At 46.6% G+C, this 18,627-nt stretch carries 19 protein-coding genes and 1 tRNA gene; 3 read left to right on the top strand and 17 right to left on the bottom strand.

The genetic code is table 11. The features are described from left to right. Window positions 1-58: 58 nt before the first annotated feature. Window positions 59-1,408 (bottom strand): MATE family efflux transporter, encoded by a 1,350-nt coding sequence (locus K0036_RS03580; RefSeq protein ID WP_220430771.1) that lies wholly within the window; start codon window positions 1,406-1,408, stop codon window positions 59-61. Further along, on the bottom strand, window positions 1,392-1,853 hold the full coding sequence (locus tag K0036_RS03575) for a MarR family winged helix-turn-helix transcriptional regulator (RefSeq protein ID WP_220430770.1): 462 nt from the start codon (window positions 1,851-1,853) through the stop codon (window positions 1,392-1,394). Before K0036_RS03575 ends, K0036_RS03580 begins: the two co-directional genes overlap by 17 nt. Before the next feature lie 715 nt (window positions 1,854-2,568). Between K0036_RS03575 and K0036_RS03570 the strand changes: the two genes are divergently transcribed. Continuing rightward, window positions 2,569-2,641 (top strand) — tRNA-Ala (locus tag K0036_RS03570). A gap of 63 nt (window positions 2,642-2,704) precedes the next feature. On the opposite strand, the gene K0036_RS18980 is transcribed toward K0036_RS03570, so the two are convergent. The 6 genes from K0036_RS18980 to K0036_RS03545 all read right to left on the bottom strand — a co-directional run bounded on the left by K0036_RS18980 (window position 2,705) and on the right by K0036_RS03545 (window position 5,202). Then, window positions 2,705-2,836: a hypothetical protein gene (locus K0036_RS18980; RefSeq protein ID WP_259283383.1), complete on the bottom strand. Its 132-nt coding sequence runs from the start codon at window positions 2,834-2,836 to the stop codon at window positions 2,705-2,707. A gap of 133 nt (window positions 2,837-2,969) precedes the next feature. Continuing rightward, a complete protein-coding gene (locus tag K0036_RS03565; protein ID WP_220430769.1) occupies window positions 2,970-3,194 on the bottom strand; it encodes a helix-turn-helix domain-containing protein in 225 nt (74 codons plus the stop codon). Window positions 3,195-3,584: 390 nt separating this feature from the next. After that, the gene (locus tag K0036_RS03560; RefSeq protein WP_220430768.1) at window positions 3,585-4,379 is read right to left on the bottom strand and encodes an N-acetylmuramoyl-L-alanine amidase; all 795 of its coding nucleotides are present in this window, start codon (window positions 4,377-4,379) and stop codon (window positions 3,585-3,587) included. An 86-nt stretch (window positions 4,380-4,465) separates the two neighbouring features. Continuing rightward, window positions 4,466-4,759 (bottom strand): phage holin family protein, encoded by a 294-nt coding sequence (locus tag K0036_RS03555; protein ID WP_025645164.1) that lies wholly within the window; start codon window positions 4,757-4,759, stop codon window positions 4,466-4,468. 3 nt (window positions 4,760-4,762) lie between these two features. Continuing rightward, window positions 4,763-4,987, bottom strand: a complete 225-nt coding sequence (locus K0036_RS03550; protein WP_025645166.1) for a hypothetical protein — start codon at window positions 4,985-4,987, stop codon at window positions 4,763-4,765. Window positions 4,988-5,055: 68 nt separating this feature from the next. Then, window positions 5,056-5,202: a hypothetical protein gene (locus K0036_RS03545; protein ID WP_173693653.1), complete on the bottom strand. Its 147-nt coding sequence runs from the start codon at window positions 5,200-5,202 to the stop codon at window positions 5,056-5,058. Between the two features lie 413 nt (window positions 5,203-5,615). Here K0036_RS03545 and K0036_RS03540 point away from each other — a divergent pair, with 413 nt between their 5' ends. Further along, window positions 5,616-6,236 carry a hypothetical protein gene (locus K0036_RS03540; RefSeq protein ID WP_220430767.1) on the top strand — a complete coding sequence of 207 codons (621 nt, stop codon included), beginning with the start codon at window positions 5,616-5,618 and terminating at the stop codon, window positions 6,234-6,236. Between the two features lie 101 nt (window positions 6,237-6,337). Here the strand turns inward: K0036_RS03540 and K0036_RS03535 are convergent, their stop codons facing one another. Then, on the bottom strand, window positions 6,338-7,105 hold the full coding sequence (locus tag K0036_RS03535) for an SDR family NAD(P)-dependent oxidoreductase (protein ID WP_220430766.1): 768 nt from the start codon (window positions 7,103-7,105) through the stop codon (window positions 6,338-6,340). A gap of 122 nt (window positions 7,106-7,227) precedes the next feature. Here K0036_RS03535 and K0036_RS03530 point away from each other — a divergent pair, with 122 nt between their 5' ends. Next, window positions 7,228-8,106 carry a LysR family transcriptional regulator gene (locus K0036_RS03530; protein WP_220430765.1) on the top strand — a complete coding sequence of 293 codons (879 nt, stop codon included), beginning with the start codon at window positions 7,228-7,230 and terminating at the stop codon, window positions 8,104-8,106. A gap of 61 nt (window positions 8,107-8,167) precedes the next feature. On the opposite strand, the gene K0036_RS03525 is transcribed toward K0036_RS03530, so the two are convergent. From K0036_RS03525 to K0036_RS03490, 8 genes are all read right to left on the bottom strand, one after another. Beyond that, window positions 8,168-10,660 carry an ABC transporter permease gene (locus K0036_RS03525; RefSeq protein ID WP_220430764.1) on the bottom strand — a complete coding sequence of 831 codons (2,493 nt, stop codon included), beginning with the start codon at window positions 10,658-10,660 and terminating at the stop codon, window positions 8,168-8,170. 1 nt (window position 10,661) lies between these two features. After that, the gene (locus K0036_RS03520; RefSeq protein ID WP_220430763.1) at window positions 10,662-11,330 is read right to left on the bottom strand and encodes an ABC transporter ATP-binding protein; all 669 of its coding nucleotides are present in this window, start codon (window positions 11,328-11,330) and stop codon (window positions 10,662-10,664) included. Between the two features lie 104 nt (window positions 11,331-11,434). Then, the gene (locus tag K0036_RS03515; protein WP_259283382.1) at window positions 11,435-12,520 is read right to left on the bottom strand and encodes a sensor histidine kinase; all 1,086 of its coding nucleotides are present in this window, start codon (window positions 12,518-12,520) and stop codon (window positions 11,435-11,437) included. Continuing rightward, complete coding sequence (locus K0036_RS03510) at window positions 12,493-13,185, bottom strand: response regulator transcription factor (RefSeq protein WP_025645177.1); 693 nt, start codon at window positions 13,183-13,185, stop codon at window positions 12,493-12,495. Before K0036_RS03510 ends, K0036_RS03515 begins: the two co-directional genes overlap by 28 nt. Window positions 13,186-13,279: 94 nt before the next feature. Then, window positions 13,280-14,179, bottom strand: a complete 900-nt coding sequence (locus K0036_RS03505) for a hypothetical protein (RefSeq protein ID WP_220430762.1) — start codon at window positions 14,177-14,179, stop codon at window positions 13,280-13,282. 92 nt (window positions 14,180-14,271) lie between these two features. Continuing rightward, complete coding sequence (locus tag K0036_RS03500) at window positions 14,272-15,762, bottom strand: glycine betaine uptake BCCT transporter (protein WP_220430761.1); 1,491 nt, start codon at window positions 15,760-15,762, stop codon at window positions 14,272-14,274. 27 nt (window positions 15,763-15,789) lie between these two features. Continuing rightward, the gene (gene grdH, locus K0036_RS03495; RefSeq protein ID WP_081702053.1) at window positions 15,790-17,094 is read right to left on the bottom strand and encodes a betaine reductase selenoprotein B; all 1,305 of its coding nucleotides are present in this window, start codon (window positions 17,092-17,094) and stop codon (window positions 15,790-15,792) included. 14 nt (window positions 17,095-17,108) lie between these two features. Then, window positions 17,109-18,434, bottom strand: coding sequence for a glycine/sarcosine/betaine reductase component B subunit (locus tag K0036_RS03490; protein WP_025645189.1), 1,326 nt, complete (start codon window positions 18,432-18,434; stop codon window positions 17,109-17,111). Window positions 18,435-18,627: the final 193 nt, after the last annotated feature.

Raw genomic sequence — 18,627 nt, 5'->3', positions numbered from 1 at the left:
CTGTCTAAAAATTTGTCTCAATTATAAACTATAGAACACCTCATGTCAATACGTCTTTTCAGGCTGTTTTCTTCTTCCCATATATTCGAAAGCAGATCAGGAAGAATAGGATGCCATATACCGTGGTGATCGGCGTTGCCATGCCGACCATCATCAAGGATGCTCCTGGAAGTTTAGACATGAGGACAGATACCGGTATCCTGATGCAGAATGCAGAAGTTATTCCCTGGAGCATGACCGGAATGCTATTGCCCTGGCCATTAAAATATCCGATGCTGCTGAATAATATACAGGTCAGGATGCAGTCCACTGAAAATCCTTTCAGGTAACTGGCGCTTTGCATAATAACCTCTCCATCTGAGGTAAAAGGCGCTGACAGATATTCTCCGCCAAAAAAGCCAGCCAGAAAGATCAAGATTCCCACCGCGCATCCAGATGCCATCGCAGTTAGGAATCCTTTTCTGGCCCTCTCCAGATTTCCTGCTCCTACATTCTGCGCCACGAAGGCTGAAACGCTCTGCATAACGGAGGAAGGAACCAGCATGATGAATGACACGATCTTTTGCGCCACGCCATATCCTGCTGACTGCATCAGGCCCATATGGTTGATGATCGAATTGATGACAAGGAAGGATATCTGAACCGTCGTTTCCTGAAGAGCAATTGGCACTCCTACCTTCAATATCTTCCCACACTCGATTGAAGATATGCGGCACTGCTCTTTGGAAAATGCGATTGGCAGCTCCTGCTTTTTAAGTACAAGTACTGATATAACTACCGACACTGCCTGTGCCGCTATGGTCGCGATCGCCGCTCCGGCAACGTCCATCTTAAAGACGCCCACCAAAAGCAAGTCTCCCGCTATATTTACCACACAGGCAATTCCTACAAACAAAAAAGGCAGATTAGCGTTTCCTACGCCTCTTAGGATGCCGCTGATCACATTGTATGCAATAATCACCAGAATTCCACCGGAACAGATTCGGATATAGGTAACCGTTTTTGTATATGCCTGGGCAGGCACCTGCATGATCTCGGCGATATTTCCCGCAAAGATTTCTAAAATCACGGTAAGCGCAATGCCAATGATGAGAAACAGTACGATCGTCGTCCCTACCGCGTCTCCGGCAGCCTTAGGTCTCTTCTCCCCGATATGCTGGGCGATAATTATTGTCGAGCCCATGGCAAGACTGGTAAGGATGAAGGTCACCATCTGCATGAATGCGCTTCCTGTTCCCACCGCCGATATACTGGCAGCATCCCCGAACTGGCCGACCACCAGTAAGTCTACGGCCCCATAGGCTGCCTGCAGCACAAGGGCCCCCAGCACTGGCAGGGCAAATCTTACAATTGAACCAAAGATAGGACCTTGCGTAAATGATACTTCCTTTTTATTCTTCTCTGCCATAGCCGCCCCCGCTTTCTCTGGATATCGTCTCGTATAATCTTTGGATTGTAAAAACAGCATCCTGTACCTGCTGGTCTGTCACATCTTCAAGTGCAGCCGCCCATTTCCCATGAAGTTCGGTCACATACTGCCTTACACATTGCCATCCATTCGTAGTAAGATGAAGGTAAGCAGCCCTTTTATCCTCTTCCTTATGATACTTCTCTACCATTCCTAATAGTTCCAGTTCCTGAATCAGTTTCGTGATACTTGGCATCGTAATTCCCATTTTCGCACTGACATCCCCCACGCGGCAGACCCCTTTGGAATCCTCCATTTCACCGATTACATCCATTACATGGACATGCCTTGGCTTCATGCCCTTTGGCAGTTTCGGCATAGTCTCTATACTTTTCTTTGCCAGGTGACAGGCATCTAATAACTGCTTTAAAACTTCTGTACGCATAGTCCCTCCATTTATTTACTACAGATAATTACCATTAGTAAGTATATGGATATAAAAATGATTTGTCAAGTTTTCTATTTTGCAATCTTTAATTTTGAACAAAATAATAAAGAAGAGGGGTTCCGGATATTTCCAGAAAATAACCTCTTCTTTATTAACAACATTACTATTTCAATCCTCAGACATAGTCTGACAGTTATAATATAGCACAATTTTTTATATCGGTCAATAATCTTTAGTAATGTTGTAAATAAAATATTATTGACTATGCATTCATCATGTGATATTTTTAATATAAGAAGCAATCGTGTTGCAGGGTGACGTTGGCCTTAATTTTACATAGAATGGAGATGATGTCTATGAAACAATTTGATTTCCGTGATCTGATGGCTTTCGGAATGTTTGTTTTAGCGTTGCTGACATTCATTTATTTGATTTGTCACTGACTTTGCAAAGAAAAACCATCCTTGTACTTTGTACCGACCCCCAAAAGTTAGACCTAAAAATCTAACGATTGGAGGTCGGTACACGGTAATAGGGTGGTTTTCTAGTTTGTATTTGGTCAACCCACCTTGTGGGTGACTGCTCCTTTTATGACTACAATATAGCATCTCTTGCCTTTTAACTCAAGAGTTGTCTTTACATGCGGCACAAATTCAAATATTTTTTAATGCAACTCTTTACTTTTGGCTTGTACGTGTTATACTAATTCCATGGGGTATTAGCGCAGTTGGGAGCGCGCAACATTCGCATTGTTGAGGTCACGGGTTCGAATCCCGTATACTCCATCTTTTTATTTTCTTACATAACTCCGCAAGTCCAATATTTTCAAGTGATTGCGGAGTTTTAAGTTATAGAACAAATTTGGGATACTCGATGCCGAGTATCTCCATAAGATTTCTGTATGCTTCTATCTCTGTCGTTCCTCGCTGCGCTTCCTTTATAAGAAATCTCTGCATCTCTTCTTTGGTCATCTCTTCCATGTGTTCCTCCTTTCTCCGCTTACTCGACTACTGCGCTAATCTCTAGACCTAATTGTTTTATACAAGTTTTCATTTGTTAAACCAACTATTTATTATGCCCATTCGATTTTTCATTTATTAAATATCAAATATATTATATTATAGGTTCCCCGGAATTCCTATCAATGAATGATATTTTCAGATCCGCATTCATAGCCTCCGCAACCTTTTGAAGTTCTGCAACCTTGAATGTATTTCTCTTATACTTATTATTCATATTCTGTGGTGATTGGCCTGTCCTTCTTGCCAATTCAGCCTCCGTCATATTGTTTCTTTTAACACGGCATAGATTAATATACTCTCTTACATCTGTATGCATTCCATTTCGCCTCCTTTCTTTGTATAATACATTATATTTTATATTTTGAAAACAAATAAATCGTCAGCCTTGGAGGTCACGAGGTCAAAAATGACTATCATATGAAAAACAAATGGAATAATATCAATAAATGTTACGATGAAAATGGAACCCCAACCGAATGATCAATAACGGTAGGAGATAAAAAATTTTACTGTATCGATGTAGCATCAGATGAAGCATTTAGCGTAATAGACTCTGACGCAACTACAATATTGAAGAATTGCAAATCATTTTCCAGTGCTAAAAGAGAAGAATAGCGGCTAAAATAATACTGCTATGGGATCAACTATAAGATTAAGATATAATAGGCCACGGAGTTCTTAACGCCCCGTGGCCTTGATAATGCGATTATGATAAACCCAGCAGCTTGCTCCAGGTTTTCTGTCCGACGATTCCATCCGTTACCAATCTATAGTCTCTCTGGAATGCCTTGATCGCCGCCTGGGTTCCCGCGCCATTGATGCCATCCGCCCCGCAAGGCCCGCAGGAATAGCCAAGCGAGATCAGCCTCTCCTGCATCAGGGACGTGATGCGGCCTCTTGAATTTCTTCCCAATTGCGGGCATCCTGCCAGAGTATTCGGCCCGGGAAGGCCATCCACCTTCTGGGTACTGAATCCCTGCGCATTACATTCTGCCTGCAGGCGCGCGTACCAGTTGCCAGAAGGGCTTGTCCCCTGGCCTGCTGTGGATGCCTCGGTGGACGCATCCCCTGCGGTTCCCGCAATCTCTGAAAACGGAAAATTCTTGCCCGGGCAGGAGGTGGCATTTACATCCTTATGCTTCTTCGTTACCGCCCCTGGATACAGACCCTTTAAATAGGCCTGCACCTGTTTTGCCGCATTTAATTGCGCCAGCGGCATCGTCTCAATATCATAACGTCCGATGCAGCAGACGCCTACGCTGCGGCTGTTGTGGCCTGACGCGTGGGCTCCGACAGCGTTCAGCGGCCTTCCCTCGTGCACCGTCCCATCCTTGTAGATGATCAGGTTGTACCCACATCCGATCCAGCCATTGTTCAAGTGCCAGGAATGAATATCCTCGACCGTGCAGTTCGCCTCGGCGTGATGCCAGATGATCTCATCCGTCCTGTTCCTGTAGGTAAAACTGCCATGAAACCTTAATCCGTGCTTTTTTATATTCATAATTTTTGCTCCTTTCTACTCCTTTAAGACATCAAAACCGGAGGATGTAAAATTTCCTCCGGTTTTTGCGCCATATTTATTATATTTCACTCGTCTTTTCCCAATTGCTTGATAAACTGATTCACATATGTACTCAGGCCTGCCACCAATACGCCTTGCACAATCGCGGTGAATACTGCCATTGCAATTCCCTGCCTCGTAGTAGTGGCTTCTGTCCCGATTACCCAGATACCGCATATGAAGATTCCGACGATTCCCAGTACCAGCGGAATATATTTATTCTTGATAAATGCTGCCTGTTTAAGCCACATGCCGATAAAGTAAAGCGCTACCGACACGACGATCAGTTCTGGTTTCACATAATCCATAAGCTGTTCCATATCCTATTCCTCTCTTTCTGCTATTAATCCGTCAATCCTGTGATGCGCTGATTTTGTGGACTGTTCCACTATTATCATACGTTCCACCAGATTGTTATGTTTCTTCACTTTTTCTTCCAGCTGCTCAATCCTATAGTTAGTCAGCCGGTTTGCCGTCATGATTCCGGCCAGGCTTCCAACCAACGTTCCGACAAGAGAGCAGATGGCCACTGCTATTTCATTTTCCATTCCCCTCCTCCTTTTTGCCCGCAAAAAAGGCACCCATTGCGGATGCCTTTCTTTGCTTTGTTCCAGTCTTATACCTGTCTCAATTTCACGTCTACTGCTTCTTTTCTTGCGTTATGCTCCTGGTTTTGATTCTCCGGCTTTACCTTCTCGGTCACACTGTTGTATTGATCCAGATTCTTCTGCCGGTTCTGTTTCTCCTGCTGCTTTTTATCCATACTATCACCCCGGAATTAGTATGCCAGAATAAATGCTTTTTATGTACTGGTAGATGCTCCGCTTTGTCTTATTGTTCTATTTTCAAGGTGCTGCTATTGATTCTGAAGTTCGAACTTCTTATCGGAATTATATTCTTTATAAAGTATTATGTCAACCATCAAATTCGGAATACCGAATTTCAAACTGTAATTTTATGGAATTATATGGCATTACAAATGCCCCCGTTTACTTTCATCAATTTACCATATATAATTAATATGGTCTTGGAAAATGCCAGCGGTTAATAGCAAGGTTTATACCGGTCATTACCTGCTCTCTATAAAAAGCAGCCGACATAGAAAATGTAAACTATTTTTGCATTACCGGAACAAACTGTAAGACCGACATATAAGGAAAGAGAGGAAAAATATCTATGAAAAAGAAATTGATCGCAGTACTGATGATTGCGGTACTGACGCTGTCTTTGGCTGCCTGTCAGGGCAAGGACGATTCCAAAGATACTTCAAAGAAAGAAAAGACTGAAGATTCTTCTGATAAAAAGGCAGCGCCTAAAAAGGAACAGAAGACAGTAGAAATCACCCTGCCGGCATCATTGGTCGGAGATTCCGAAGCCACTTTGGATGAGGAGGCAAAAGCCGCCGGCGTAACAGAGGTAGCCAAGAATGAGGATGGGTCCGTAACTCTCAAAATGACAGAAGAGGCACATCAGAATCTATTAAATGAGATTAAGACTGGAATTGACGAGAGCATCCAGGAGATTCTGCAGGATAAAGAAAACTATCCTTCTTTTGACTCTATTACCTACAATGATGAAGTAACCGAGTTCGATGTTAATGTAGATGCTTCCGTATACGGCGGGCTGGAAAGTTTTGTCGTAATCGCGCTGTATGTCGAGGGCAATATGTACCAGTCTTTGAACGCGGTGCCAGAAGACCAGTTAAAAACGATTGTAAACTTCAAAAACAAGGATACCGGAGAAGTGATTGAAAGCGGCGATTCCACAGCAATGGATGACTCTGCTCTCTCGGAATAAGCTGATAGAAAGCGGATTGACTTTTAAGTATCACATAGAAGGACGGGCATGCAATCGCGTGCCCGTCCTTCTATACCTATATCGCTTTATGGGGGAATTGTCTAAACAAGCGTCCAGCCGCCATCTACATACATGATCTGTCCGGTCGTATAACTGGATGCATCCGATGCAAAATAGATCAAGACTCCATTCAATTCGCCGTCCCGTCCAATCCTGCCCATCGGGCAATGCATGGCCAGCTGTCCTTTAAAATAATCCGTCGCCAGATATTCTTTGTCGATATCCGTTGGAAAATATCCTGGTCCGATTCCATTTACCGTAATCCCGTACTGCGCCCATTCCGCTGCCAGAGACCTTACCATCATGATATCTCCGCCTTTTGACGAATTGTAAGGAGTTCCCGGCATCCCCATGGTACATCGGATTCCCTGGATGGAGCAGGTATTAATTATCTTTCCATATCGACGGGCAATCATATGCTTCCCTACTTCCCGGGATACAAGAAACGATCCGGTCAGATTCAGCCGTATAATCTTATCCCATTCCTCCAGCGTCATATCCTCCGATGCAGTTCCAGATGCCATTCCTGCATTATTCACCAGAATGTCTATCTTCCCATAGTGGGATATCACCTTATCTACCATTTCAATGATCTCTTCTTCCTTCGTAATATCACACTTCACAGGCAGACACTCAGTACCGTTATCCTCGAATTCCTTCGCCAGCTTTTCCAGGCGATCCATCCTCCTGGCCACAATCGCCAGTTTGGCGCCCTGCCCCGCGAGTCCTTGGGCCATCTGTACTCCAAGTCCAGAAGAAGCGCCGGTGATCAGCGCCACCTTCCCTGTCAGATCAAATAAATTCTTCATCCTATCATCCCCTTCCTTTTGGATTTCTCCCTGATTTCATGGTATACTGGATTTGACAGAATGTAAAACATCCAAAAGTTTCAACCCTTCAACTATTAGTTCATGCGCATGGGGGGACGTCTATGAATCCTACATCATTTTTATATTTTCTGACTGTCTGCAAAACTTGCAGTTTTTCAAAAGCCGCGGAACTTTTATACATCTCTCCCCAGGGAGTCAGCAAAGCCATCAAAAAACTGGAGGATGAACTTCAGTGCGCGCTTTTTGTCCGTACTCCCGAAGGGCTGATCCTGACTGCGTCCGGAGAAATCCTGAAAAAGCATGCGCAGATAATCACTGAAGAGTATGCCTTGCTAAGAAAAGACCTCTCCGAACTTAACAAAAAGGAAGTTATCCTAGGCACTACACTGGGCGTCTACCAGGTACTCAATCTCCCTTTGCTTAAAATTCTCCAGGAAAAATATCCGGACTTCTCCATCAGTTATATCGAATCGTGGGATTTACAGTGCGAGGAAAATGTGTACGATCATATCTATGATCTTGTCTTGACTTCAGGGCCTGTGGATGCCGTCAAATTCAACTCGGATATTTTGCATACTTCCGCAGTATGCGCGCTGGTTCCTGACGGCCATCCATTATACGGCAAGCCGCTCATAAGGCTTGATGACCTGCGCCCCTATCCCCTGATGCTGATAAGCCGCCAGTTCCGAATCTTCCATTATTTCTGCGAACGCTGCCGCCTCCACGGCTTTGAGCCGATGATCTACGATACGGCGGTTATGGTAGAAAATATGATACGAGTCTGTCCGGACCTGGAAGTGATCGGCATCGCCATTGATTCTTTTATTGAGGACCGTCAGCCAGACAATTACAGGATCGTCCCGCTTCCAGCAGAAGAGGTGCACTGGGAACTGGCGCTGATATCCGCAAAGGATCATAGCCTCTCGCCCCAGGTGCGGCAGGTACGTGATACCATTCTTAATCTTTTACGATTACCCTAAATTGTAAATAAGGAAAGGGATGAAGCCCTCCAAGAGGATTCATCCCTTTCCTTTCTATCCTTTATTCTGCAAACCTGATTCTCTCAATCAAGCTTGATTTCTTAAAGTTGAGATTTACCAGATAGGTGATCAGCAGCTGTACAAGCAGTACCACCGCTACCAGCATCAGTGCCGGCCCTGCCGGATAATGATAAATGCGGATAGACATCAGTCCTTCTTCCCTTGCCCAAAGGAAGGCCAGATATCCCAGTAGGCTTCCCAGGCCAAGGGACAGTATAAGCGTGCCCGCCGTATAGAACAAGCCTTCCAGCTGCAGCATGTTCACAGTCTGTTTCCCGGACAGGCCGATGGCCTGCAGCATGCCAAGTTCTCTCCGCCTGACATAGACGCTGTTGATCATGGTATTTACAAGGTTCAGGATTCCAATTAAGCCGAATACGAGCAGCAGTCCGTAACATCCATACATCATGAAGCCAATCTGCATCTCTGCCTGCTTATATAATTCTTGATAAGTTTCAATATCCAAAAATTCCTGATTTTCTACCAGCGCTTTTACTGCTTTGGTGACCTCGGCTGCTTTTCCTTTTTCTGCCGTGATATTATATCTGTCCGTCAGATTGTTCTTACTGAACTCCTGAAGTACCGAACTTGGCATGCATATATCGTAGCCCGCCAATGGATATGGCGCGTGCTTGGTAATCGCGACAATCTCGAATTCTCTGCTGACGGAGTCTTCTCCATCCTTGATATCCAGGTGTACCTTGTCTCCGATATGAAAGCCTTTTCCGCTCTGGGATAACAGAAAGCCTTCTGAATTAAGGATAATTCCTTTTCCATCCTTTAATTTCGCATCGTCAAGGCTTCCCTCTGCCACATACTTCTTCAGTTCCTCAAGCGCGCCATCCTCGATGCCTCTCGGGAAGGTCTCCATTGGCTTTCCTTCTTCCAGCACTTCCTGGATTACCGCCTGAACCATTGTCTGCACTTCGATCTCTTTTACTCCGTAGATTGCCAGAATCTGTTCTCTTAACTCCTCTGACAGCGGATTATTCTGCTGTATCTTATATAATTCTCTTTCCGGATGCATCTGGTTTCCACTCTCGAAGTCCAGAGAAATGGACACATCACCACGGATGTCCTGGGTGGTCATGGATTCGGGAGTCATACAGCTTAGCACGGTCGCGACCACCATAAAGAAGATGCCGGTAATGCCAAGGGTCACTATGGTAACCACGGTACGTTTCTTGTTCCTGCCCAGATTGGACATCGTTAACTTCCTGGTATTCAGTTCCTGATAGCCTTTTCTTTCTTTGGCCTTTTTCTTCTTGCTTCCCTGGCCCTGATAGCGGATTGCCTCAATTGCTGATATTTTGCTCGCCACCTGCATCGGACGCACCAGAGACAGATATACGGCTGCCAGAGATACCACGGCTGCCAGAAGAAGTATCCACGGCTTGACCAGCGTTACTTCTGATGACTCCACGGCTTCCCTCATATACTTCGCCAGGGAATTGCTCACGCCCGTGCTGGTATCAAGCATTCCATGGACGATAAATGTGCTGGCCAGCGATCCAAGCGCCAGGCCGATAGGGATTGCAATCAGAGCCACGGCGAAGCCTTCCCGGAAAACCAGTTTCCGTATCTGGCGTTTTGTCGCGCCGATCGCTCTTAATTTTCCATATTCCTGTACCTTGTTCATCATGGACACGTAATAGATGCTGTAGATCGTAATGATGCCCGCCAGGACGATTATGACCATCAGCCCTGCCATCCCGCTGTATAAAGCGGGATCCACATAATTGGCGTTGAGATACTCTCCATTATCTACGATGTCAGTGGCATTCAGCTTATATTCCGCTCCAATCTCTTTAATCTGCTCTTCTATCGCATCCGTTGTCATGCGCTCTGGCCCGGCGATCCGGAAATATACTCGGTACTTGTGGGCTCCCTCGGGAATGATTTCTTCTGTAAATGTCTTAGAAACCATGGCGGAATATACCCCTTTTTCAATCGCCGCTTTAGAATCCCTGCTAAAGCCGGTAATGGTAAATTCCTTGACCTGTTCCATCCCAAGCCCGCCGTCTTCTACTGCCTGAAACGGCACCGTAATTCTATCGCCAATCTCTCCTTCCAGCCCCATAGCCTTGAGGAGGTGCTTAGACACGACGATTTCATCTGCCTTTTCCGGTAAATCTCCTTCCTTAAGCTTCAGCCGGTTTAACTTGGCAGCTTTGGCATCACAATATACCATGCTGATATTTACATCCGGATTGCTACACACCATGTAGGCAGGATCCTCCCTTAGGCCTACTTTCGTAATTCTTTCATCCTTTTGCATTTCTTCGGCAGACTTTTCGTCTACATTCCGAAACATCGCGTGAAAGGTAGGATAAGCCTTATTTACCGCTACAAATTCAATATCGATGGTATCTAAAAGAACCGTCGGCACGATGGTAAGAAGCAGCGTAGTCAGAAGGATCGCGATTCCAATCAGAATATTCCTGCTTTTATTTCTTTTCAGGTTCGATGTTGCGGTCTTCGTAATAATATTCATTTTATTTCACCACCTTACCATCTTCAATAATGATAATGCGGTCTGCCATCTGGGCGATGGTCTCGTCGTGGGTAATCATGACCAGGGTCTGCCCATACTTGGAAACGCAGTTCTTGAGGATTGAGATGACTTCCATCTCTGTCTTGGAGTCCAGATTGCCAGTGGGCTCATCCGCGAGAATAATCGCCGGCCTTGAGGCGATTGCCCTTGCGATCGCTACGCGCTGGTTCTGCCCGCCTGACAGCATGCTTGGAGTGGCAGTCAGGCGGTCCTCCATGCCAATGCTCTTTACAATGCTCATCACATAATCCTTATTCACTCTTTTTCCGTCCAATCCGATCGGAAGCACAATGTTTTCCCATACATTCAATGCTGGCATCAGATTATAATCCTGAAAGATGAATCCGATCTTTCTTCTCCTGAATATGGCCAGCCGCTCATCCTTCAGCCCGAATATATCCCTTCCTTCGATGAATACCTTGCCGCTGTCGGGACGGTCAAGTCCTCCCAGCATATGAAGCAGCGTGCTCTTGCCTGAGCCCGAGCGGCCCACCACCGCGACGAATTCTCCACGCTCCACGGATATATCTGTATGGTCGATGGCCTTAACCATGTTGTCTCCATCTCCATAATATTTTACCAGATCTACAGTCTCTAATATTGCTCTCATAATTGAACCCCTTTCCTAACACCCGACCGGGCATTCTTTCTTTGTCTGTATCTATCCTACCAAAGGAGTCTTACAGGAACATATCAGATAAAATAACAGTTTTGTTATTCTAGAGAATACTTCTTTTTTGGCAGCATCATCTGGAATATGGTTCCTCCCCTGTGGGAAGGGAGGGCGCGCACGCTGCCTCCCTGCGCTTCCAGGATCTCGCGTACCAGATACAGGCCGACGCCTGCCCCCTCCATGGCCTCCACTTGCGGAGTCTTGCCACGGTAGAATCGCTTGAATATATTGGAATATTCTTCCTTCGGTATTCCGATCCCTTCATCCTCGATCTCAATCAGTACGTAGGATACCTCACGTTCAACACGTATCTGTATTCTAGATTTTTCCGGTGAATACTTGACAGCGTTATCCAGGACATTGGCAAATGCTTCCGCTGTCCATCTTGGATCATGCTGTAGGCTCACATCCTTAAAACTTTCCATTTCTATCTCTATATTTTTTTCATTTGCTTTGATAAAGATGCCATTGACTGCCCGGACCAGCGTTTCCTTAAGGCTGGCCTCTTTAGGCTCAAGTCTTATCATGTCTGCCTCCAGCCTTGACAGGTTCAAAAGCGTCCCCAGAAGATAGTTTAATTTTCCCACTTCCTGCTCTGCACGCTCCAGGAATTCCATCTTTTCCGCCGCTGTGATATCTTCATCCTTTACCAGTTCAAAACTCAAGCCAAGGGCGGCAATCGGCGTCTTTAACTGATGCGAAATATCTGTGATCAGCGCCTTTGTATTTTCCTTCTCCTCCACCAGACGGTTCCGAAGTGTTCCAAATGCACTTCCGAGCCGTTCCAGATGCTCTGTGATCTGGGAATGGATTCCACTTTTCATATAATCTTCTTCTGTATGAAAATCATAGTCCCCTTCTTCAAACGCATCCAGATATCGGCTGATGGACAGGTAATTGCCGTATTCCCGCTTATACGAAAAATAATTCCATATGCCGTTCATTACAAGCGCGGCTATAAGAAAGGGCAGCCAATAACGGAAATTCGGTTCAAGGCAGCGCATTACAAAGAAAAATACTGCAATGAATGCAGTACTTACGCCAAGTTTCATCTTTAACTCCCGCTCCAGCCAGATATATCCCTGTTCCCGGCTCTTTATCATTTTTTCAATACTTCTGTCGTCCACAGGTAGCCAATCCCCCTTACATTCTTGATGTATTCATAATCTTCTTCTGTCGCAAGTTTCTTTTTCAGCCTGCTGATGGTTACCGGCACCGTATTGTCATCTACAAACTGCCCGTCCATATCCCATACTGATTCTAATATCTGCTCCTTCGAGATAATCTGCTTCGGATGCTCCAGAAAATAAAGCAGCAACTGGATCTCCTTCTTGCTAAGAGATACCTCCTGCTCCTCCTGAAATACTTTCATCTCCTTGCACCAGACCTGGATGTTTCCAGATGTCAGCACATTTCCTTCTTCGTGCGTACTTTCAATCCTGCGCATCAGCGCATTGACCTTGGATATCAGCACCATCAGGCTGAAAGGCTTGGTAATGTAGTCATCTGCCCCCGCATCATATCCATTTACAATATCGACTTCCTGATCCAGCGCCGTAAGGAAGATCAGGTATACATCGCTGACCTTGCGCACGCTTTGTCCAAATTCCAGCCCATTCCCATCTTCCATAGAAATATCGCTGATGATCAGGTCTACCTCATTTTCCCGAAACATCTCCTTCGCCTCCGGCACTCCGGTGGCGCTTAAAACTTCGTACCCTTCTTTTTTAAGTTTCAGGCTTATTCCCCGATTCAGGCTTTCATCATCTTCCAGCAATAATATCTTCCCCATGTCCACACTCCATTTATACTTATGCATCATCATACAAAAATGTCATTTTCCTAGATTATAATATTTCCCAGGATTCTTTGCAACAGGCAAAAGCCTATCTTCCGCCAGGATATGCAATGATCTCTCCATCTGCCGCATACAGAATTCCATCCTCGCTGTAATAAGCCGGATTATCCTTAGCCACCTCGATGAACATCAGGAGATGGAGGTGATCAAAGGCTCCCGGCGCAATATAGGTGATGTTGGAAGGAATGTAGACCTCAATCACTTCTTCTTCCAGCCCTCCCAGGGAATTCCTTTCAATTCCTGTACAATCCATGCTTCTTGGAAATGTCAGGATGCCGTCAGTGGCAACCGATGGGCTTGTACATCCAATGATCCGTCCGTTCTCATCGGACACAAAGCCGTCGAATTCCTTCCATCCTGCGTATAACGCCAAATTCACCGGGGTTCCTTCCACACCTGTAAAGGGCATGGTACATGCAGGGTCCAGATACCAGCCGGTAAATTCTTTGCCAAGCCTTCTGGGTCTTTGAAAAGCATCTACTTCTATATTGGGGCTTTCGCAGGAATATATGGTCTTCTCTGGCATTCCTCCGTTTCCATATAGGCAGACAACTATCAACGGCGCCTCCGCCGGATGGGAGTCCGAAGATGTCATAACCTGAACATTCAGGTCCTCTTTCTTTTTCTGATTCACTTCCGGGAATATTCCCGCCTCTTCTCTCCTCTCATCAAGAGACAGCACTACCGTTGGTTTTGTAATTCCCAATGCAATTTCCGGAAACATCCCGCTTACGACTCTACCCGTCTGTGCGTTCATCACGGGACTGGCAGACCGTCCTTGCGGCAGGCTGTCATATGCCGTGCTCTGGAACCATGCAAAGATATACAGGCATGCCAATACCGCTGCAAGCAGAGCGCTTCCTGCAATCTGCCTCCACAATATGCATATTTTGATTCCGGGTATCGTACAATTCAAGATTCCTTCCATGCTCACACCTCGCTGCTTAAATTATAAGGCGAACAGAGCATAAATGAAAGTGGCATCTTGACACGTCAAGACGCCACTTTCCAGACTATTTCTTATGATACATTCTCGGTCTTCAGAGCCTTCACCAGCGATACGCAGGCAAAGAGCATAATGAATATAAATGGGAACGCGGCCGCTATGGAGATAATCTGCAGCGGCTTGAGGCCTCCTGCAATCAAAAGCCCCACTGCCATCAGGGACTGCACGATTCCCCACAGCACCTTCTTACTATTAGGAGGATTCAGATCTCCTTTGGAGGTAAGCATAGATAAGACAAATGTTCCCGAATTCGCCGAAGTTATGAAGAACGTACATAGCAATATCAAAGCAATCACGGACAGCACTATACCGATCGGGTACTTTTCCAGGACGGTAAAGAGTCCTATCTCCGGAGTTGCCGCTACTTTTTGAAGCGTCTCCGTAGACAGTATCTTATTTTCTCCCAGATGAATGCCCAAAGTGCCAAATATCGCGAACCATACAAGAGAGCCTAACGAAGGCGCCAGTACTACGCCTACAATGAATTCGCGTATTGTCCTGCCTTTTGATATTCTTGCGATGAACACGCCTACGAAAGGCGCCCATGCAATCCACCATGCCCAGTAGAAGATCCTCCAGCTCATTATCCAGCTGTTATCCCCATAGGTTTTGATGGCAAGGCTGTCAGGAATCAGATTGCCCAGATACTGCCCCAGGCCGTTGGCAAAATTATTCATGATTTCTACCTTCGGCCCAACCAGGACTGCCAGTATCATAAGGCCAAATGCGATATAGAGGTTGGCATCGGATATCAGCTTGATTCCCTTCTCGATCCCGGATACCGCCGACCATATGTATACTACGGTAATCACTGCAATAATCGCAATCTGCACCAGAAGCGTAGACGGGATTCCAAACAGATAGTCCAGGCCACTGTTAATCTGTAATACGCCCAGTCCCAGCGAAGTGGTAACTCCCGCCACCGTCGCAAATACTGCCAGTATGTCTATAGTCTTTCCCAAAGCGCCGTTTGTTTTCTTCTCCCCGATCAGCGGCTCGAAAATAGAACTTACCAGCGCAGGCTTCTTCTTGCGGAACTGGAAGTACGCAAGCGCCAGCCCAATGATGGCATAGTTGGCCCAAGGATGGATTCCCCAGTGCATGAATGAAGACTTTATGGCAAAATCCGCCGCCTCGGCAGTGCCTCCTTCCATTCCTGGCGGATTCATATAATGGGATACCGGCTCTGAGATTCCCCAGAACACCAGGCCTACCCCCATGCCTGCCCCGAATAGCATGGCAAACCAGGAGGCTGTCTTATATTCCGGCTTTGAATCATCCGGCCCCAATCGAAGTTTCCCATATTTACTGCAGGCAATGCCAATGATGAAGATGACAAATGCCAGCATGGCAAGCAAGTACAGCCATCCGAATTCTGTCGTAAGGAAGGAGTAGATCGCGTTGGATACGCAAGTAAAACTGCCATTAAATGCCACAGCCCATATAGCAATGCCGCCTGTCAGCAGCAGAGAAACATAAAACACTTGATTCTTTTCTTTCTTCATAGTATTCCCCTTTCATCCATAATAGGATCAGACAGGGAATACGGTCTGTTCGCTGATATCTGATGCCAGGCTTTCAAGTGCCACCTTTGTCCTGTGATAACGCAGCTTCCACTGCTCTTCCTTAGGTGTCCCGGGGTCTCCCAGCGGATACGGGATGGATATTGTTGGAACGATCCGGTTTGCTCCTACCGTCTTAGCCACCGGAATCAGGTTGCACATCTGCACGATCGGGAATCCTGCCTTCTCAATCTCTTTGACCATCGTTGCGCCGCAACGAGTGCAGGTACCTCATGTGGATACCAGAATCACGCCGTCCACGTGGTCCTCTTTAAAGTAAGGGATCATCTCATTGGCCATGCGCTGCGCTTCCGCCTGGGTCGTTCCCGTTCCTACCGTAGAATAGAAGTAAGGGTGAAGGCTGCCATATACGCCTTCCTTTTCCAGAACCTTCAGGGCATCGATGGGCGTGATGACATCCGGATCCCCATCTGCTGCTGCCGGATCGAATCCTGCATGGATCGTCTTATACTCTCCTGCTTTCAAATCGTCTTCCTTCTCAATATTGTATCTGCCCCAGCGTGTAGCGGAAGCTGACTGGATACGGTCCGGATTATCTACCGGGACGATTCCTCCGGTGGTCACAAGTGCAATCCTTGCCGTCTTGAGATCCTTAACCGGCGGCGCGATAGGCACGCGGTCCATCTTCGGGATCGGCAGTTCTGTCTCAAAGGGCTGGCCCGATAGTTTCTTAAGCAGCATGTCGATCATTCGTTCTGAAGCCGGGGTTCCTTCCTGAATCCATGTCTGACGGCGGATTCCTCTTTCAAAGTATCCTTCTTCCTGCGCGCAGCCGATCTCTTCGCCGTTCAGAATCTTATTGGCAAGCCTCGTTACCGCCGCAACGTCTTTTCTCATCCTGGAGGCAATGTTTCCTCCCTTCAAGATATACATATCTTTCTTGAACATCTGGACGCCTGGGTTCTCTACATTGATGGAGGTAACCACTGGCACATGATACCTTTCCTTTACCGCCTTGCAGATGGTACCGCAGGCGACTCCATAGCGGCCGGCCTGGAACGCGGGGCCTGCCAGGAAGATATCCATCTCTTTGTCTTCCAGCATCTTTAGGATAGCATCCACCGCGTCTTGCGTATGGCTCCCCATATAGTTGTCTCCGCAGATGATCGTATGGGTGATCTGGGCATCCAGCGTCTTGGCATATTCCAGCGCAGGGCCTACCTTTCCCTCTCTGATCTGCGGCTCGAAATCAGCCTTGTCTTCGCCGCCGATCTGTCCGAAAAACTGATTGATATATAAGATTGCTTTCTTCATCCTTCCACCCTCCTCTAGAATTCTTTCATCGTCTTTGGCGACCAGCCGCACACCCGGTCTCCGCAGAACATCGAGTTATTTTCCATAATAATCGAGCCGTCCGGCCTCACCGATGGCCCTAATATCTCGTCATTGGCCCATCCTCCAGATAAGCCGTCTCTTCCCAGGGCTTCCAGTTCGCCCAGCACCGTCTCCATCGGAGGCAGTTCAATCAGTTCTGATACATTGCCGCAGGAGACGATCGCGTCGCATTTCTCATCTAATGTCACCAGTGGCTGGGACTGTCCGTCACGTCCGGTACATTCATTGGTGATACCTACCGTCTTGATTCCTGCGTCTTCCAACGCCACATAGCAGCCGATAAAGTCTGCGTCCGGATTGCCATAGCCTTCTTCTGCTACTACGGCGCCGTCCGCTCCCAGGCTCTTCGCGATCTGGGCCACGAACAAGGCAGAGCGCTCCTTCTGCTCCAGCGCTACATTCAGATTGGACATAATGACACCCAGGAAGTTGATAGTTTTCCCATGTTCTCTGTACAGCGCCTTGATATTCGGACAATTTTGGAAATCATAGGTCGACCATTTGGAAGATACCGGCATGAAGCTTCCGGAAACCATTGCGCCATCCAGAATCTCGTTGGGGTGCATAACCGTAGGGACAACATGGTTCATATCCCACCCGTAAGCCAGGTCGTTATATCCCATCTCTTCCATTTGGGACTGGGGCTGCATCACGTACACGACGGAAGGAAGTTTCTCCGTTTCCGCGTCCCTCTTGATCATAGGCTCCAGTTCAAACACTTCCATTTCATCTGGCTCCAGTTCTTTGACGCAGGAGGCAATATACTCCGCCAGCCTGTGTCCGGCCCGTCTTAAGGCGTCGTTCTTCTTCTGCTGCTCTCTATGCTCAAACGTCTCATTCGTATCCGCTACCAGTACGATATTATTCAGTTCTCCGAACAGGGTGTACTTCTGTCCCTCTCCACTCATGTCGATCACGCCATCCTGGAAGCCTCCCCAATGCTTTCCCACAACCAGGACGCTTGTGTTCTTAAGTGCATATGTCACGCCATCCCCGGCAGGCTTAAGTTCTCCTGTATACCCAGGAAACACGCTCCTCCCATCCGGTCTTATGCGTGGCTCGATTGCTTCTTTTACCGGGCACATGCGGATCTTATCTCCCGGCTTTGCTATGTAAAGGTCAGCCTCGGTGATCCTGTCATCTTCTTTGATATAGTCCAAAGCCTCCTGCTTATTAATTGACAGGACTCCGTCGCAATATGCCAGGGTCTCTCCGAATGCGATATCCTGTACATAGAAATTTCCAATCTCCAGTCTCATGATAATCCTCCTTCATTCATCTTCTTGCCGGCAAGTCCAAAGTGTGCACTCTTTGTATAATTTGCCCTATTTGTTATTTCAATAAGCGCGCTTATTTATTATTTCTTACAATGATAATAGCAATAAGCGCGCTTATTGTCAATCCAAACCTGACAATTATTTGTCATTCGCAAGTTTTTTTGTGAACTATGCT

Source organism: [Clostridium] scindens (assembly GCF_019597925.1).
Classification (GTDB): domain Bacteria; phylum Bacillota; class Clostridia; order Lachnospirales; family Lachnospiraceae; genus Clostridium_AP.
The sequence above is the reverse complement of the archived record's forward strand: the minus strand, read 5'-3'. Positions and strand labels throughout refer to the sequence as shown.

Coding starts and splice junctions, on each gene's coding strand:
- K0036_RS03580 (WP_220430771.1), bottom strand. CDS start 1,408: ATGGCAGAGAAGAATAAAAAGGAAGTATCATTTACGCAAGGTCCTATC.
- K0036_RS03575 (WP_220430770.1), bottom strand. CDS start 1,853: ATGCGTACAGAAGTTTTAAAGCAGTTATTAGATGCCTGTCACCTGGCA.
- K0036_RS18980 (WP_259283383.1), bottom strand. CDS start 2,836: ATGGAAGAGATGACCAAAGAAGAGATGCAGAGATTTCTTATAAAGGAA.
- K0036_RS03565 (WP_220430769.1), bottom strand. CDS start 3,194: ATGCATACAGATGTAAGAGAGTATATTAATCTATGCCGTGTTAAAAGA.
- K0036_RS03560 (WP_220430768.1), bottom strand. CDS start 4,379: ATGAATATAAAAAAGCACGGATTAAGGTTTCATGGCAGTTTTACCTAC.
- K0036_RS03555 (WP_025645164.1), bottom strand. CDS start 4,759: ATGGAACAGCTTATGGATTATGTGAAACCAGAACTGATCGTCGTGTCG.
- K0036_RS03550 (WP_025645166.1), bottom strand. CDS start 4,987: ATGGAAAATGAAATAGCAGTGGCCATCTGCTCTCTTGTCGGAACGTTG.
- K0036_RS03545 (WP_173693653.1), bottom strand. CDS start 5,202: ATGGATAAAAAGCAGCAGGAGAAACAGAACCGGCAGAAGAATCTGGAT.
- K0036_RS03540 (WP_220430767.1), top strand. CDS start 5,616: ATGAAAAAGAAATTGATCGCAGTACTGATGATTGCGGTACTGACGCTG.
- K0036_RS03535 (WP_220430766.1), bottom strand. CDS start 7,105: ATGAAGAATTTATTTGATCTGACAGGGAAGGTGGCGCTGATCACCGGC.
- K0036_RS03530 (WP_220430765.1), top strand. CDS start 7,228: ATGAATCCTACATCATTTTTATATTTTCTGACTGTCTGCAAAACTTGC.
- K0036_RS03525 (WP_220430764.1), bottom strand. CDS start 10,660: ATGAATATTATTACGAAGACCGCAACATCGAACCTGAAAAGAAATAAA.
- K0036_RS03520 (WP_220430763.1), bottom strand. CDS start 11,330: ATGAGAGCAATATTAGAGACTGTAGATCTGGTAAAATATTATGGAGAT.
- K0036_RS03510 (WP_025645177.1), bottom strand. CDS start 13,185: ATGGGGAAGATATTATTGCTGGAAGATGATGAAAGCCTGAATCGGGGA.
- K0036_RS03505 (WP_220430762.1), bottom strand. CDS start 14,179: ATGGAAGGAATCTTGAATTGTACGATACCCGGAATCAAAATATGCATA.
- K0036_RS03500 (WP_220430761.1), bottom strand. CDS start 15,762: ATGAAGAAAGAAAAGAATCAAGTGTTTTATGTTTCTCTGCTGCTGACA.
- K0036_RS03490 (WP_025645189.1), bottom strand. CDS start 18,434: ATGAGACTGGAGATTGGAAATTTCTATGTACAGGATATCGCATTCGGA.